The organism is Marihabitans asiaticum, assembly GCF_007828725.1.
GTDB lineage: Bacteria > Actinomycetota > Actinomycetes > Actinomycetales > Dermatophilaceae > Marihabitans > Marihabitans asiaticum.
In genome coordinates, this window is the sequence record NZ_VIUW01000001.1 from 834,013 (window position 1) to 849,809 (window position 15,797).

The 15,797-nt window shown below is 70.2% G+C and carries 15 protein-coding genes; 9 read left to right on the forward strand and 6 right to left on the reverse strand.

Annotated elements, in window-relative coordinates:
• The first annotated feature begins 146 nt into the window (after nucleotides 1-146).
• The 5 genes from FB557_RS04040 to FB557_RS04060 all read left to right on the forward strand — a co-directional run bounded on the left by FB557_RS04040 (nucleotide 147) and on the right by FB557_RS04060 (nucleotide 6,458).
• On the forward strand, nucleotides 147-1,538 hold the full coding sequence (locus FB557_RS04040; RefSeq protein ID WP_144855744.1) for an ABC transporter substrate-binding protein: 1,392 nt from the start codon (nucleotides 147-149) through the stop codon (nucleotides 1,536-1,538).
• Between the two features lie 76 nt (nucleotides 1,539-1,614).
• The gene (locus FB557_RS04045; protein WP_144855746.1) at nucleotides 1,615-2,568 is read left to right on the forward strand and encodes a carbohydrate ABC transporter permease; all 954 of its coding nucleotides are present in this window, start codon (nucleotides 1,615-1,617) and stop codon (nucleotides 2,566-2,568) included.
• Complete coding sequence (locus tag FB557_RS04050) at nucleotides 2,568-3,563, forward strand: carbohydrate ABC transporter permease (RefSeq protein ID WP_144855748.1); 996 nt, start codon at nucleotides 2,568-2,570, stop codon at nucleotides 3,561-3,563. The genes FB557_RS04045 and FB557_RS04050 overlap by 1 nt, the downstream gene beginning before the upstream one ends.
• A gap of 154 nt (nucleotides 3,564-3,717) precedes the next feature.
• Nucleotides 3,718-5,151, forward strand: a complete 1,434-nt coding sequence (gene aspA, locus FB557_RS04055) for an aspartate ammonia-lyase (RefSeq protein ID WP_144855750.1) — start codon at nucleotides 3,718-3,720, stop codon at nucleotides 5,149-5,151.
• Nucleotides 5,148-6,458, forward strand: coding sequence for an anaerobic C4-dicarboxylate transporter (locus tag FB557_RS04060; RefSeq protein ID WP_144855751.1), 1,311 nt, complete (start codon nucleotides 5,148-5,150; stop codon nucleotides 6,456-6,458). Before aspA ends, FB557_RS04060 begins: the two co-directional genes overlap by 4 nt.
• 178 nt (nucleotides 6,459-6,636) lie before the next feature.
• On the opposite strand, the gene FB557_RS04065 is transcribed toward FB557_RS04060, so the two are convergent.
• Both FB557_RS04065 and glpX read right to left on the reverse strand, forming a co-directional pair.
• The gene (locus tag FB557_RS04065; RefSeq protein ID WP_144855753.1) at nucleotides 6,637-7,572 is read right to left on the reverse strand and encodes a carbohydrate kinase family protein; all 936 of its coding nucleotides are present in this window, start codon (nucleotides 7,570-7,572) and stop codon (nucleotides 6,637-6,639) included.
• A 3-nt stretch (nucleotides 7,573-7,575) separates the two neighbouring features.
• On the reverse strand, nucleotides 7,576-8,583 hold the full coding sequence (gene glpX / locus FB557_RS04070; protein ID WP_144855755.1) for a class II fructose-bisphosphatase: 1,008 nt from the start codon (nucleotides 8,581-8,583) through the stop codon (nucleotides 7,576-7,578).
• Nucleotides 8,584-8,724: 141 nt separating this feature from the next.
• Between glpX and FB557_RS04075 the strand changes: the two genes are divergently transcribed.
• Nucleotides 8,725-9,276 carry a DUF4245 domain-containing protein gene (locus FB557_RS04075; RefSeq protein ID WP_170236169.1) on the forward strand — a complete coding sequence of 184 codons (552 nt, stop codon included), beginning with the start codon at nucleotides 8,725-8,727 and terminating at the stop codon, nucleotides 9,274-9,276.
• 17 nt (nucleotides 9,277-9,293) lie between these two features.
• Here FB557_RS04075 and FB557_RS04080 read toward each other — a convergent pair whose 3' ends face one another.
• Both FB557_RS04080 and xseA read right to left on the reverse strand, forming a co-directional pair.
• Nucleotides 9,294-9,572: an exodeoxyribonuclease VII small subunit gene (locus FB557_RS04080; protein WP_144855759.1), complete on the reverse strand. Its 279-nt coding sequence runs from the start codon at nucleotides 9,570-9,572 to the stop codon at nucleotides 9,294-9,296.
• 10 nt (nucleotides 9,573-9,582) lie between these two features.
• Nucleotides 9,583-10,818 carry an exodeoxyribonuclease VII large subunit gene (gene xseA / locus FB557_RS04085; RefSeq protein ID WP_144855761.1) on the reverse strand — a complete coding sequence of 412 codons (1,236 nt, stop codon included), beginning with the start codon at nucleotides 10,816-10,818 and terminating at the stop codon, nucleotides 9,583-9,585.
• A 186-nt stretch (nucleotides 10,819-11,004) separates the two neighbouring features.
• Here xseA and FB557_RS04090 point away from each other — a divergent pair, with 186 nt between their 5' ends.
• Nucleotides 11,005-12,018 carry a 4-hydroxy-3-methylbut-2-enyl diphosphate reductase gene (locus tag FB557_RS04090; protein WP_144855763.1) on the forward strand — a complete coding sequence of 338 codons (1,014 nt, stop codon included), beginning with the start codon at nucleotides 11,005-11,007 and terminating at the stop codon, nucleotides 12,016-12,018.
• Between the two features lie 72 nt (nucleotides 12,019-12,090).
• Here the strand turns inward: FB557_RS04090 and FB557_RS14290 are convergent, their stop codons facing one another.
• Nucleotides 12,091-12,630: a hypothetical protein gene (locus FB557_RS14290; protein ID WP_211356472.1), complete on the reverse strand. Its 540-nt coding sequence runs from the start codon at nucleotides 12,628-12,630 to the stop codon at nucleotides 12,091-12,093.
• Nucleotides 12,631-12,701: 71 nt separating this feature from the next.
• On the opposite strand from FB557_RS14290, the gene FB557_RS04100 reads away from it, so the two are divergent.
• Nucleotides 12,702-13,280: a TetR/AcrR family transcriptional regulator gene (locus FB557_RS04100; RefSeq protein ID WP_144855765.1), complete on the forward strand. Its 579-nt coding sequence runs from the start codon at nucleotides 12,702-12,704 to the stop codon at nucleotides 13,278-13,280.
• 12 nt (nucleotides 13,281-13,292) lie between these two features.
• On the opposite strand, the gene FB557_RS04105 is transcribed toward FB557_RS04100, so the two are convergent.
• Nucleotides 13,293-14,048 carry an IclR family transcriptional regulator gene (locus FB557_RS04105; RefSeq protein WP_211356473.1) on the reverse strand — a complete coding sequence of 252 codons (756 nt, stop codon included), beginning with the start codon at nucleotides 14,046-14,048 and terminating at the stop codon, nucleotides 13,293-13,295.
• Nucleotides 14,049-14,208: 160 nt separating this feature from the next.
• Between FB557_RS04105 and hutH the strand changes: the two genes are divergently transcribed.
• Nucleotides 14,209-15,765: a histidine ammonia-lyase gene (gene hutH, locus FB557_RS04110; RefSeq protein WP_144856097.1), complete on the forward strand. Its 1,557-nt coding sequence runs from the start codon at nucleotides 14,209-14,211 to the stop codon at nucleotides 15,763-15,765.
• Nucleotides 15,766-15,797: the final 32 nt, after the last annotated feature.

Below are 15,797 nucleotides of genomic sequence, written 5' to 3' on the forward strand. Positions count from 1 at the left end.
CAGATCACGTGCGCGTTGTTCACTTAGCGCAGTACGGGTACCGGGGGTCCTGCCTCCTCACCCTTCCTGGGCCGTCGCCCCTGTCGACCCAGGCCTGGCGTCGTCGACCGTCGGCGACGCTCGTGATCGGAGCAAGGTGATCAATGATGACGTCCACTCCCTTCCGCCGCTCGAAGGCGACGATCGGCATGGCTGCCGTCGCCCTGGTCGGGCTCAGCGCCTGCGGTGGTTCCTCCAGCGACGGTGACGGTGGCAGCGGCGACTCGGCCGGCGGCGACATCGACTGCTCGGTGTACGAGGAGTTCGGTGACCTCGATGGCAAGGAGGTTTCGATCTACACCTCGATCGTCGCCCCCGAGGACACCCCGCACAAGGAGTCGTACAAGCCGTTCGAGGACTGCACCGGGGTCAAGGTGACCTACGAGGGGTCCAAGGAGTTCGAGGCCCAGCTGCAGGTCCGGGTCAAGGGCGGAACCGCTCCCGACCTCGCGATCATCCCGCAGCCGGGTCTGCTCAAGACCATGGTCGAGACCGGCAAGGTCAAGGGGGCGCCGGAGCAGGTCGAGGCCAACGTCGACGAGTTCTTCGGCGAGGACTGGAAGACCTACGGCAGCGTCGACGACACCTTCTACGCCGCTCCGCTGGGCGCGAACGTGAAGTCCTTCGTCTGGTACAGCCCGGCGGCCTTCGAGGAGAAGGGGTACGAGGTTCCCCAGACCTGGTCGGAGATGATGGACCTCTCCAAGAAGATCGCTGAGGACACCTCCGGCGAGGAGGGCGTCAAGCCCTGGTGTGCCGGCATCGGCTCCGGTGACGCGACCGGGTGGCCGGCCACCGACTGGATGGAGGACGTCATGCTCCGCACCGCGGGGCCGGACGCCTACGACCAGTGGGTCGAGCACGAGATCAAGTTCAACGACCAGCAGGTCGTCGACGCCCTCGGCGAGGTCGGCAAGATCCTCAAGGACCCGGCCATGGTCAACGGTGGCCTTGGTGACGTGAGGACGATCGCGACCACCGAGTTCCAGCAGGCCGGCCTGCCGATCATGGACGGCATGTGCTACATGCACCGCCAGGCGTCGTTCTACGCGGCCAACTGGGTCGAGGCAGGCGCCGAGGTCGGCGAGGACGGCGACGTCTGGGCGTTCTACCTGCCGGCTCAGGAGGCTGAGGGTGACAAGCCGGTCCTCGGTGGTGGCGAGTTCGTCGCCGCCTTCGACGACCGTCCCGAGGTCCAGGCCTTCCAGACCTACCTCTCCTCTGACGTCTGGGCCAACGAGAAGGCCAAGGTCACCGAGGGCGGCTGGGTCAGCGCCAACACCGGCCTGGACGTTGAGAACCTCAAGTCCCCGGTCGACCAGCTCGCCGCAGAGACCCTTCAGGACGAGAACGCCGTCTTCCGCTTCGACGGCTCGGACATGATGCCGGGCGTCGTGGGCGCCGGGTCGTTCTGGAAGGAGATGACGAACTGGATCGCCACCGACAAGGACGACAAGGCGGTCCTGGACGCCATCGAGAAGAGCTGGCCGTCGAACTGACGACCCGCATCTGACGGCGTAGGGGCGGGTCGGGGAGATCCCCGGCCCGCCCCGACATCAGAGGGAGGAAATCGCCATGAGCACCCCAGAGAAGCTCGGCCTCATGCTCTTCGCGATCGCGATCTTCGCGGTCGTCTTCATCGGCATCCTGCTGCTCGCCGCCCGCTTCAGCGGTCGGACCGGTGAGCGCATCCAGGCGGCCAGCTTCGTGCTGCCGACCTTGCTCTTCATCCTCGTCGGCCTGATCTACCCGGCCCTGCTGACCATCCGCGACTCCTTCAAGGAGGACGCGGGCGGCGGCTTCGGTCTGGCGAACTACGTGGACATCTTCACCCAGGAGCAGAACCTCATCGTCCTGAGGAACACCGCGCTGTGGGTGATCCTCGTGCCGGTGCTCGCGACCGGGATCGGGTTGCTCTACGCGCTCGTCGTCGACCGCACCCCGTGGGAGAAGGTCGCCAAGGCGCTGGTCTTCCTCCCGATGGCGATCTCGATGGTCGGCGCGTCGATCATCTGGAAGTTCGTCTACGAGTACAAGCCGAGCTTCCGGGACCAGATCGGCGTTCTCAACGCGGTGCTGAAGACCGTGGGGATCGAGCCCAAGCAGTTCTTGCTCGACGTGCCGATGAACACCTTCTACCTCATCATCGTCATGGTCTGGATCCAGGCCGGGTTCGCGATGACGATCCTCTCGGCGGCGATCAAGGCGATCCCGGACGACATCATCGAGGCCAGCCAGCTCGACGGGGTCAACCCGGTGCAGCGCTTCCGGTACGTGACGATGCCGGCGATCCGGCCGGCCGTCGTCGTCGTCCTCACGACGATCGGTATCGGCACCCTGAAGGTCTTCGACATCGTGCGCACGATGACCGGCGGTCAGTACGAGACCTCGATCATCGCCAACGAGTTCTACGACGCCTTCTTCCGGTACAACCGACCAGGCCTGGCGGCCGCCTTCGCGGTGCTGCTCTTCCTGCTGGTCATCCCGATCGTGACGTACAACGTCATCCAGATGCGGAAGGACGCCTGATGGGTACCATCCCCAACCCCGTCGACGGCGAGGACATCCACGAGGAGGTCCGCGAGGAGACCCGGGTCGGCGACAAGACGTCGGCCACGGGCACCGGCAAGACGCCGGGTAAGAAGCGCCGGACGGCCTCGGGCTCGGCCTCGCAGGCCAAGAACTTCCTCTCCAGCCCGGGCGCCTCGCTCGTCGCGATCGTCATCGCCGCGCTGTGGACCCTGCCGACCATCGGTCTGCTCGTCACCTCCTTCCGGGAGCAGCGCGACATCAACAACACCGGCTGGTGGACCTCCTTCACGAACCCGGGCAGCTACACGCTGGAGAACTACCAGGCGGCGCTGAGGCCGGGCGACTCGGCGAGCATGGTCGACTACTTCGTCAACAGCATCGTCATCGTCCTCCCGGCGGTGCTGTTGCCGTTGCTGCTCGCCTCGCTGGCCGCGTACGCCTTCGCGTGGATCGACTTCCCTGGCCGCAACTGGCTCTTCGTCGCGGTCTTCGCGCTGCAGATCGTCCCGCTCCAGGTCGCGCTCGTGCCGCTCCTGCGGCTCTACACCGACGCCGGCGTCGAGGGCACGTACTGGACCGTGTGGATCTCGCACACGATCTTCGCGCTGCCGCTGGCGGTCTTCCTCATCCACAACTTCATGAAGGAGATCCCGGCCTCGCTCATGGAGGCGGCCCGGGTCGACGGTGCGGGGCACGTGCGCATCTTCTTCCAGCTGCTCATGCCGCTCATCGGCCCGGCGCTGGCGTCCTTCGGGATCTTCCAGTTCCTCTGGGTGTGGAACGACCTGCTCGTCTCCCTGGTCTTCCTCGGCGGCACGCCGGACGTCGCGCCGATCACGGTGCGGATCGCCGAGCTCTCGGGGTCGCGCGGGTCGGCCTGGCACGTGCTCTCCGCGGGCGCCTTCATCTCGATGATCGTGCCGGTGGCGGTCTTCCTCGGCCTGCAGCGGTACTTCGTCCGCGGCCTGCTGGCCGGTGGGCTGAAGGGCTGAGGCTCACGGTCAGCGGGAGCTGGCACAGGCGAGGGGGTGGCCGGCCGGCCACCCCTTCGTCATGCCACCGGGGGTATGGGTATCGCGACGTCATTGCTACCGTTTGTAGTAGTCGACCGATCGTCGACGGACCTACTCGCTGAAGGTGGTTCGGATGGCAAGAACTCGCACGGAGCATGACCTGCTGGGGCCGTTGGAGGTGCCGCACGACGCCTACTACGGCGTGCACACGGTGCGAGCGGTGCAGAACTTCCCGATCAGCGGGACCACCATCAGCGACGTGCCGCAGATGGTCCTCGGCATGGTGCGGGTCAAGAAGGCGGCGGCGCTGGCGAACGCCCAGCTCGGCGCCCTCCCGCAGGAGATCGCGGACGCGATCGTCGGGGCGTGCGACGAGGTGCTCGACGACGGTCGGTGCCTCGACCAGTTCCCGGTCGACGTCTTCCAGGGCGGTGCCGGGACCTCGGTCAACATGAACACCAACGAGGTGCTGGCCAACCTCGCTCTCGAGCGGCTCGGCTACGAGCGCGGCCGGTACGACGTTGTCAACCCGAACGACCACGTCAACCGCAGCCAGTCGACGAATGACGCCTACCCGTGCGGCTTCCGGCTAGCGCTGGACTCGATGATCGGTGAGCTCGCGCAGGCGCTCACTCACCTGGAGCGCTCGTTCGCCGCGAAGGGGCAGGAGTTCTCCGACGTGCTGAAGATGGGGAGGACCCAGCTGCAGGACGCGGTGCCGATGACGCTCGGGCAGGAGTTCACCGCCTTCGGCGTCACTCTTGCCGAGGAACAGCGTCACCTCGACTCCGCCAGGGACCTCCTGCTCGAGCTCAACCTCGGGGCGACTGCCATTGGCACCGGCCTGAACACTCCACCCGGGTACTCCGCGCTCGCGGTCTCGCTGCTCGCGCAGGTGGCGGGCCGTCCGTGCGTGCCGGCGCCGAACCTCATCGAGGCCACGAGCGATACCGGCGCCTACGTCATGGCGCACGCCGCCCTGAAGCGGCTGGCGGTGAAGCTGTCGAAGATCTGCAACGACCTGCGGCTGCTCTCCTCCGGTCCGCGCGCCGGGCTGAACGAGATCAACCTCCCCGAGCGGCAGGCCGGGTCCTCGATCATGCCGGCGAAGGTCAACCCGGTGATCCCCGAGGTGGTCAACCAGGTGTGCTTCAAGGTCATCGGCAACGACACCTGCATCGGGATGGCCGCCGAGGGCGGTCAGCTCCAGCTCAACGTCATGGAGCCGGTCATCGGTCAGGCACTCTTCGAGTCCATCACCCTGCTCACGAATGCCTGCACGGTGCTCGCGCAGACCTGCGTGGATGGGATCACCGCGAACCGTGATGTCTGCCTCGGCTACGTCACGAACTCGATCGGTGTGGTCACCTATCTCAACGACGTCATCGGTCACGAGGCCGGCGACGAGATCGGTCGCGAGGCCGCCCGGAGCGGGCGTGGGGTGCGCGAGATCGTCCTCGAGAGAGGCCTGATGAGCGAGGCCGAGCTCGACTCGATCCTCTCCTTGGACAACCTCATGAAGCCCCTCACGCTCGACGACGTCGACGACCCGAAGGCGGCGCGATGATCTGGGTACAGCTCCTCGTCGTCCTTGCCGCGATCTTCATCGGGGCCCGGCTCGGCAGCATCGCCATCGGCTTCGCCGGCGGGCTCGGTGTGCTCGTCCTTGCCCTGCTCGGCGTCACCCCCGGCGACATGCCGCTGGATGTCATCTCGATCATCATGGCGGTCATCTGCGCCATCGCCGCCATGCAGGTGGCCGGCGGGATGGATTACCTCGTCGGTCTGGCAGAGCGGGTGCTGCGGCGCAACCCCAAGCACCTGACCTTCCTCGCACCACTCATCACCTACCTCATGACCTTCATGGCCGGGACCGGGCACACCGCCTTCTCCACCATGCCGGTCATCACCGAGGTGGCCAAGGAGAACAACATCCGCCCCAGCCGGCCGCTGTCGGTGGCCGTGGTGGCATCGCAGATCGCGATCACCGCCAGCCCGATCTCGGCGGCGGTCGTCTTCTTCTCCTCCGTCCTCGAGCCGAAGGGCGTCGGCTACCTCGAGCTGCTCGCCGTGGCGGTCCCGTCGACCTTCGTCGCGTGCATGCTCACGGCGCTGGTGATGCTGGCGATCGACCGGGCCAACCCCCACAGCGCCCTCGAGCATGACCCGGTCTACCGGGAGCGGCTCGAGCGCGGTGTCATCGCCCAGCGTGGCGCTGCTCGTGAGATCAAGCCGGCGGCGAAGCGCTCCGTGCTGATCTTCCTCCTCGGGCTGGTGGCGGTGATGGCCTACGCCACCGCGATCAGCGACAAGGTGGGCCTGATCAGCGAGCCGGTGATGAGCCGGGACCAGGCGATCATCGCCTTCATGCTCGGCATCGCGGCCGCGATCGTCCTGGCCTGCGCGGTCCACCCCAGCGACATCCTCTCAGCGTCGACCTTCAAGTCGGGGATGAGCGCGAGCATCTGCGTGCTCGGCGTAGCCTGGCTCGGCACGACCTTCGTCGCGGCGCACCAGGCCGAGATCGAAGACTTCGCTGGTGGGTTGCTGCGCGACCAGCCGTGGCTGCTGGCCGTCGTGCTCTTCTTCGCCGCGGCGCTGCTCTACTCGCAGGCCGCGACGACCAAGGCGCTCATGCCGACCGCGCTCGCCCTCGGGGTGGCGCCGGTCGCAGCGGTCGCGGCCTTCCCGGCGGTCTCGGCGCTGTTCGTCCTGCCCACCTACCCGACGCTGCTCGCGGCGGTGGAGATGGATGACACCGGCAGCACCCGGATCGGGCGGTTCGTCTTCAACCACCCCTTCCTGCTGCCCGGCGTGCTCGCCATCAGCTTCTCCGTGGCGATCGGCTTCCTCATCGGGGGTGTCCTGCTGTAGACCCGGGTGGGAGAGGTGGCGGCCGGGCCGGGAGGGCCCGGCCGCCACCGCTGTCTGCTAGGGCTCTCTCGCAGGTCGCCGAGGGATGGCCGGCCGTCACTGCCGTCCCGCCTCAGATCCGCATGTCCCTAGGTTCCTGTCAGGCGCCCAGGGAATTTCCCGGGCGGCTGACAGGAACCTAGGGAAGTTCGAATCGGGTGGGAGCGTAGGCGCCGGCGTGGCCGACGGTGATCCCGCTCGTGGCCAGTCCACGCTCCACGGCGGAGCGGAGCTGGTCGTCGCCGGGGGTCACCGTCCGTGCGACATCGCCGAGCGCCCCCGCGTCGAGCAGGCCGGAGAGCAGGCCGGCCATGAAGGAGTCGCCCGCCCCGACCGTGTCGACCACCTCGCGGGCCTGCGTAGGAGCCTGACCGCAGGCGCCGTCCCGGGAGGCCCAGCTCACCCCCTTCGCCCCCATCGTCACGACGGTCACCGGGCAGCCGAGGTCGTCCCGCCACCGGCGGAGCACCTCCTCGGGCGGGACGCCCGGGTAGAGCAGGTCCAGGTCCTCGTCGCTGGCCTTGACCACCGTGCTCAGGGCGACGACCTCCTCGACCCGGGCGACGAGCTCGCCCGGGTCGCCGACGACCGCGGGCCGGATGTTGGGGTCGTAGCTGATCGTGCCGGTCTGGGCGAGGACGCGAAGGGAGGTCAGCACGTCCTCGTCGCCGGGTCCGAGGACGGTTGCGAGCGACCCGGTGTGGACGTGAGCGCCGGTCGAGCCGGTGAGCGAGCTGAGGTCCGGCCGCCAGTCGATGTCGAAGACATAGGAGGCCGACCCGTCCTGCGCGATCGTCGCCTCAGCCGTCGAGGTCGAGCTCGCGCGGATGCTGCCCTCGCTGAGCTCGACCCCGTGCTGGCGCAGGTGCTCGGTGACCCGTGCCCCCCGCTCGTCGTCGCCGAGGCAGGTGACGAGCTCGACCCGGTGATCGAGCCGGGCGAGGCCCATGGCGACGTTGGCCGGGCTGCCGCCGACATGCTCCTCGACGTCGCCGCCGAGGTCGCGGCGGTTGACGACGTCGACCAGCGCCTCGCCGATGACGACGATCCCGGGCTGATCGGCCGCGTGCGTCATGGGTCAGTCCGACTGGCCACGCGCCGGACCCAGCGCGTCGTACTGCTCGAGCTTGGTCAGGCGGTGCTGGCCCTCGACGGTACGGATCGTGCCGGACCGGCTGCGCATCACCAGCGAGTGGGTGGTGGCGCCGCCGGAGCGGTAACGCACGCCCTTGAGCAGCGAGCCGTCGGTGATTCCGGTCGCGACGAAGTAGCAGTTGTCGGTGGCGACGAGGTCGTCGGTGGTGAGCACGGCGTCGAGGTCGTGGCCGGCGTCCAGCGCGCGCTGGCGCTCCTCGTCGTCCGTGGGCCACAGCTTGCCCTGGATCACCCCGCCGAGGGACTTGATCGCGCACGCGGTGATGATGCCCTCGGGCGTGCCGCCGACCCCGAGCAGCAGGTCGATGCCGGTCTCGGGGCGGGCCGCCATGATCGCGCCGGCGACGTCGCCGTCGGAGATGAAGCGGATCCGCGCCCCCGCTGCCCTGACCTGCTCGGCGAGCTCCTCGTGCCGGGGCCGGTCGAGCATGACCACGGTGACGTCCTCTGCCTCCTCGCCCTTGGCCTTGGCGACGCGGCGGATGTTCTCCTTCACCGGGAGGCGGATGTCGACGACGTCGGCGACCTCGGGGCCGGCGACGAGCTTGTCCATGTAGAAGACGGCGCTCGGGTCGTACATCGAGCCACGGTCGGCGACGGCGAGGACCGAGACGGCGTTGGTCATCCCCTTCGCGGTGAGGGTGGTGCCGTCGATCGGGTCGACGGCGACGTCGCACTCCGGCCCTTCGCCGTTGCCGACCTCCTCGCCGTTGTAGAGCATCGGTGCGTCGTCCTTCTCGCCCTCACCGATGACGACGACTCCGCGCATCTGCACCGACGCGATCATCGCGCGCATCGCCTCGACCGCCGCGCCGTCCGCCTGGTTCTTGTCGCCCCGCCCGACCCAGCGTCCGCCGGCCATCGCGGCCGCCTCGGTCACCCGGACGAGCTCGAGGGCGAGGTTGCGGTCGGGCGTGCGGTGCGGGCTCATCGGCGGTCCTTCGACTCTGAGGGAGGGGCGTCGCCTCGACCCTATCGAGGCCGGATGCTGAGGGGGTGCACGGGCCGGGTGCGAAGGGGGGAGCCCAGCCACTGGTCGAGGCGGCCAGGCGAAGGTGGGAGAATCGCGCCCATGAGCTCAGCTGCCAGCCACTACGCGAAGGGCACCGTCGCGAACGTCGTCCGGTCCCTGCTCGTCGTGGCGGGCATGGCGGCCGTCATCTTCCTCATGGTTGCCCGGACCAGCTCGGTCTCCGGTGACCAGGCCGACATCGAGGCAGCGGCGCGGCAGCACGCGACCCAGTCGGGTCACCCCTTCGAGTACGCCACCGACCTGCCCGAAGGGTGGACCTCGGACTCCCAGCGGTACGTCCGCTCCAAGGACGACCTCATGATGTGGAGCGCGACGTGGAAGACCCCGGACGGGGAGTATGTCGCCCTGCAGCAGGTCGCCGACGCCACCGACACATGGGTCAACACCCAGACCAACAACGGCAAGCGGGTCGGCACCGTGTCGACCGGCGACGGGCGAGAGTGGCTTCAGCGTGAGCGTGAGGGCAAGGTGCAGCGCAGCCTGGTCAACCGCGGCGAAGGGGAGGGCGAGCTGACGACGATCGTCACCGGGACGGGGACCTTCGACCAGCTGCTCGAGCTCGCCAACCACCTCGAGGCTGCTACCGGCTAGCCGTAGGCGGTCACGACCTAGTGCGCCTGGTGCTCCCCGGCCTGTGCCGAGGCATCGGCATCGGTCCCGGCATCGAGGCTGGCCTCGGCCTGGTCCAGCCAGCCCGAGCAGTGCGCGGCGAGGTCCTCGCCGCGCTGCCACAGCCGCATCGACTCCTCGAGCCCGGTCTTGCCGGACTCCAGCGTCGCGACCAGTGCGATGAGCTCGTCGCGCGCCTGCTCGTAGCTCAGCTCGCCCACCGGCGTCGGCGCCTCGGGGGTGCTGGAGGTGTCCTGCGGTGCCTCGCGCTCAGCCATGGCAGACACCCTACGAGCCCCCGCCGACGACGCGGGTGGCAAAGTCGCCGTCGGCGACCCGGACCCGGAGAACCTGGTCGCCCTCGACGTCCTCCCAGGAGGTGACGACCACCCCTTCGCCGTCGGAGACGATCGCGTAGCCCCGCTCCAGGGTCGACTGCGGCGAGAGGACCCGGGCCTGGGCGCGAAGGTGCTCGATCCGATCGCGGTCCCGGTGGAGCGCGTGCTCGACCCGGGTGCGGGAGCGGCCGCGCAGCGCGGCGAGGACCTCGCGCTGGGTGCGGATCAGGGCGGTGCGGTCGGCGAGCACCGGGCGGCTGGTCAGGGTGACCAGCGCACGACGCTCCCTGTCGACCATCGCGCGCCCGTGGGCCCGGACCCGGTCCCGGGCGACGATCACCCCTTCGCGCTCCGCGGCGTGGTCGGGGCAGATGAGGCTGGCCGCGTGGGTCGGGGTCGATGCCCGCACGTCGGCGACGAGGTCGAGCAGCGGGGAGTCCACGTCGTGCCCGATCGCACTGACGACCGGGGTCCGTGCCTCGCTCACCGCGCGGATCATCGCCTCGTTGCTGAAGGCGAGCAGCTCCTCGACGGCGCCGCCGCCGCGAGCGATGACGATGACGTCGACGCCCTCGTCGGCGTCGAGCTCGCGCAGCGCCGCGACGACCTCGGTGACCGCGGAGCTGCCCTGGACCGCGACTGCGCGGATGTCGAAGTGCAGGCCCGGCCAGCGGCGGCGTGCGTTCTCCACCACGTCCTTCTCCGCGGCACTGGCCCGCCCGCAGATCAGGCCCACCCGGCGGGGGAGGAAGGGGAGGCGCTGCTTGCGCTCGGCGTCGAAGAGTCCCTCGGCGCGCAGGTTCTGCTTCAGGTACTCGATCCGGGCGAGCAGCTCGCCGATGCCGACCGGGCGGATCTGGCGCACGTCCATGCTCAGCGAGCCGCGCTGGGTCCAGTACTGCGGCTTGGCCTGCACGACGACCCGGGCGCCCTGGGCGATCGGCGCGGGCATCGCGTCCAGCGCCGTGACCCGGATGGCGCAGGACAGCGACATGTCGACGTCCGGGTCGCGCAGGGTGAGGAAGGCGGTCTTCGCCCCGGGCCGGCGGTTGAGCTGGACCACCTGCCCCTCGACCCAGGTCACCGACATCCGCTCGACGTAGTCCTGGATCTTCAGCGAGAGCACCCGGACCGGCCAGGGCTGCTCGGCGGTGGTGTCGGCCGCCTTATCGGGCAGGGTGCTCATGGTCACAGAGCCTAGGCACAGGCGGCGACAGCGCCCAGGTCGGCGGATGCTCGACCGAGGCACACCTCGGTGTCCGTGCAGCAGGTGCAGGTGCTGCACGGACACCGAAGTGCTGCATGCAGCAGTTTGGTGGCGGGGGGCTCGGGGGTCAGGGAGTGTCCAGTGCTCTGGCCTACGCTGGTGGGCATGTCTGAGAGCAAGCGTGTCCTGCTCGCCGCCCCGCGCGGCTACTGCGCCGGGGTGGACCGGGCGGTCGTCGCCGTGGAGAAGGCGCTCGAGCTCTACGGCCCGCCGGTCTACGTCCGCAAGGAGATCGTGCACAACAAGCACGTCGTGACCACCCTGGAGAAGCGCGGGGCGATCTTCGTCGACGAGACCCAGGAGGTCCCCGAGGGGGCCACCGTGGTCTTCTCCGCGCACGGCGTGGCGCCGGTCGTGCACGAGGAGGCCAAGCAGCTGTCGCTGAAGACCATCGACGCGACCTGCCCGCTGGTGACCAAGGTCCACCGGGAGGCGGTCCGCTTCGCCAAGGACGACTACGACATCCTGCTCATCGGTCACGAGGGCCACGAGGAGGTCATCGGCACCTCCGGCGAGGCGCCCGAGCACATCACCCTCGTCGACGGCCCGGACGACGTCGCCAACGTCGAGGTCCGCGACCCCGACAAGGTGGTCTGGCTCAGCCAGACCACCCTCAGCGTCGACGAGACGATGGAGACGGTGCGCCGACTGCGCGAGAAGTTCCCCGCGCTGCAGGACCCGCCGAGCGACGACATCTGCTACGCCACGCAGAACCGCCAGCTCGCGGTCAAGCAGATGGCCGCCGACTGCGACCTCATGATCGTCGTCGGCTCGCGCAACTCCAGCAACTCGGTGCGCCTGGTCGAGGTGGCCCTCGAGCACGGCACGAAGGACGGGCACCTCGTCGACTACGCCGACGAGATCGACCCGACCTGGCTCGACGGCGTGCGCACCGTCGGGGTGACCTCCGGCGCCTCCGTGCCCGAGATCCTCGTCCGCGGGGTGCTGGACTACCTCGCGAGCCAGGGATTCGACGACGTCACCGCGATCACCGCGGCGGAGGAGAGCCTGCTCTTCGCGCTGCCGATGGAGCTGCGCAAGGACCTCAAGGCCGCCGGGATGAGCGACAAGATGAAGCACGACGCCAGCTCGCTCGAGGACGCCGGCCAGCTCCACTGACCGCGCGAGCCGGAGCGCTCCCGGCCAGCTGCACTGCGGCGCGGCCGATGGTCGCGCTCCGGCCCGGCGACCTCAGCCCAGGGCCGCGCGGCGCTCGCGGGCGATGACGCTCGCGCCGTACCCGAGGTCGATCACGAGGATGATCGTCCACAGGCGCGCCGCACCGTAGAACTGGTCGTGCGCGGCCGAGGTGCCGACGAGCAGGCCGGCGAGGACGAGCAGGACCGCGCCGACGACCCAGGCGATCGCATGGCGTCGCATCCCGTCGGTCTCGTGGCGGGCGCGTGCTGGACCGTGCTCGGGCTTCGGTGCCGGGGGCGGCCCACCGGCGTACCGATGGGCGAAGCGGACGTCGGCCCACCGCATCATCGAGTGGCCGAAGCCGACCGAGACCCCGATGTAGATCGCGGCCAGGGTGTGGGCGAAGGAGGGGTCGGCGCCGCTGCGTAGGTCGAGGACCGCGGCGCAGAGGGTCACGAGGTCGACCAGGGGCGCGGCGACGAGCAGGGCGGCCCCGAGACGAGGGCGGCGCAACGGGTAGCGGGCGACGAGCCCGGCGAGCAGGACCAGCCAGAAGCCGAGCTCCGAGCCGACGATGATCGCGTAGAGCATGGCGCACCCCTTCACCGTTAACAACACGACTGTGCTAAAACAATCTAGCACAACTGTGTCACCATGCGGTCATGCCGAAGATCGTCGACCACGACCAGCGCCGCGCCGACATCGCTACCGCCTTCGCCACCGTCGCCCGCCGGGACGGGGTGGCGGCGGCCTCGGTCCGCACGGTTGCCGCCGAGGCGGGACTGTCGCCGGGGGCGCTGCGGCACTACTTCGACAGCCAGGCGGGGCTGGTGCTCTTCGTCGCCGAGAGGCTGATCGGCACCGCGGAGCGGCGGACGCGGGCCGCCATCGCAGCGGCCGAGGGTCCGGAGGGTCGCCTTCAGGCGCTCGAGCAGCTGCTGCCTCTGGACGATGCGCGCCGCGCGGAGTTCGACGTGTGGCACGCGGTCGTCGTCGGCGCGCGTGGCGATGCACGCCTCGCCGCGCTCAACGAGACGAGCTGGCAGGGCATCGACCGGGTCTGCCGCTGGGTGCTCACCGAGACCGGGGTCGACGCGCCCCGCCTGGATGCCGAGACAGCCCGCCTGCACGTCCTCACCGACGGCCTCGCGCTGCACCTCTCGCTCAACCCGGACCGGATGACGCCGGCGTTGGCGCGCGCGGTCCTGCGCGATCACGTGGCGGCGCTCGCCGGGTCGTGACCTCCCTTCGGATCAGGTCTGCCTGCCGCCCACCTGACGGGTGAGCGCACCTGCGGCACGGCGAAGGGGGGTGAGCAGCGCCGCGGTGTCGGTCACCGCCTCGTCCGGGTAGGTCAGGGCGATCGCGGCCAGCGGCTGGTCGGCCCGGTCGCGCACCGCGACGGCGACCGAGCTGAGCCCCGGGGTGACCGTCCCGGCCTCGACGGCGTGGCCGCGGCGCCGGATCGCGACGAGCTCGCGGCGCAGCGCGGACGGGGTCGCGGGCGAGTCGCCGCCGCGCACGACGGAGCTGACGCCGGGGAAGAGGGCGGTGACCTGCCGGCCCGGCAGCGCGGCGAGCAGAGCCAGGCCGCTGGCCGTCGTCGGGGCGGGCAGGCGCACACCGACGTCGGAGACGAGCAGCGGACGGCCGGGCGCCCGCTCCTCGATGACGTAGAGGACGTCCCGCCCATGCAGCACCGCGAGATGGGCGTTGTGGGTGGTCTCGTCGACGAGTCGCTGGATCACCGGCCGGGCGAGGCGTTGCAGCGGGTCCTGACGCTGGTAGCCGCTGGCCAGCTCGAAGGCCGCGACCCCAAGCCCCCACCGGCGGTCCTCGGCATAGTGGATGACATAGCTCTGCTCGGCCAGCGCCGCGAGCAGGTGGTAGGTCGTGCTTCGAGGCAGGTCCAGCGCGCGGGCGATGGCCGAGGCGGGGAGCGGCTCGACCCGCCCGGCGAGGTGAGACAGCAGGCGAAGGGCGTGACTCGCCGCGGGTGCGTTGCTCACCTGGGCGATCCTAGTCGGCTGTCTCGGATCCGAGACAGGATCGACGACCCGGGGCTGGCGACGTGGCCCGGTCAGCGCTGAGATGGTCTGCATGAGCGAGGCGAGGACGCAGAGCACCGGCGCGACAACCGACCGTGGTGACGCGGCGGGGCGAGCCCCGATGGGCGCGCCAGAGGCGACGATCACCCTCGGCGAGCAGCCGCTGACCGTCGAGGACGTCGTGGCCGTGGCTCGGCACGGAGCGCGTGTCGAGATCGCCGACTTGGCGTGGGAGCGGGTTCGTCAGGCCCGAGAGGTGATCGACTCGCTCGCCGAGGACACCGTCGCCCACTACGGGGTGTCCACCGGCTTCGGCGCCCTGGCCACGACCCACATCCCGCACGAGAAGCGCGCCCGGCTGCAGCGCTCGCTGGTCCGTAGCCATGCCGCCGGCACCGGCCCGGAGGTCGAGGACGAGGTGGTCCGCGCGCTGATGCTGCTGCGAGTCAAGACCCTCGCCTCCGGACGCACCGGCATCCGCGAGGAGACCCTGCGCCTCTACCTGGCCCTGCTCAACGAGGGCATCTCCCCGGTGGTCCACGAGTTCGGCTCGCTCGGCTGCTCCGGTGACCTTGCCCCGCTCGCTCACTGCGCGCTCGCGCTCATCGGCGAAGGTCGGGTGCGGGTGCGCGGCGGTGATCCGGTCGAGAGCCGAGAGGCGCTGGAGGGCGCCGGCCTGACTCCGGTCGAGCTGCACGAGAAGGAGGGCCTGGCACTGGTCAACGGCACCGACGGCATGCTCGGCATGCTCTGCCTGGCGATCCACGACCTGCGCGGCCTGCTCGCGGTAGCCGATGTCGCCTGCGGGATGAGCGTCGAGGGCCTGCTCGGCACCGACGACGTCTTCGCGGCTGACCTGCAGGAGCTGCGCCCGCACCCGGGCCAGGCCGCGTCCGCGGCCAACCTGCGCGCCGTGCTCGCCGACAGCCCGATCCGCGACAGCCACCGCGACCCCACCGCCTGCACCCGGGTGCAGGACGCGTACTCCCTTCGCTGCGCACCGCAGGTGCACGGCGGTGCCCGGGACACGCTCGAGCACGCCGCGCTCGTCGCCGGCCGCGAGCTGCAGGCCGCGGTGGACAACCCGGTCGTCACCCTCGACGGGCGGGTGGAGTCCAACGGCAACTTCCACGGCGCCCCGGTGGCGTACGTCCTGGACTTCCTCGCGATCGTCGCCGCCGACGTCGCGAGCATGAGCGAGCGGCGCACCGACCGCTTCCTCGACCCGGCGCGCAACCACGGGCTCCCGCCCTTCCTCGCCGATGACCCCGGTACCGACTCCGGGCTGATGATCGCCCAGTACACCGCCGCCGGGATGGTCAGCGAGCTGAAGCGCCTCGCCAGCCCCGCCAGCGTCGACTCGATCCCCAGCAGCGCGATGCAGGAGGACCACGTCTCGATGGGGTGGGCGTCGGCCCGCGCCCTGCGCCGGTCCGTGGACATCCTCGCCCGGGTGCTGACCATCGAGCTGCTCACCGCGGCGCGGGGGATCGCGCTGCGCGCCCCCCTTCGTCCCGCCCCCGCGACCGGTGCGGCCATCGATGCCCTGGCTGCGGTCACCCGGGTCGAGCCCGGAGAGGACCGGATCCTCGCGCACGACATCGAGCCGGCCTACCAGGCGGTGCTCGACGGGAGCGTGCGTGCCGCCGTCGAGCAGGTCGTCGGTGGGCTGCGGTGAGTGGCGCACGATCACCCCACGCAGCTGAGCAC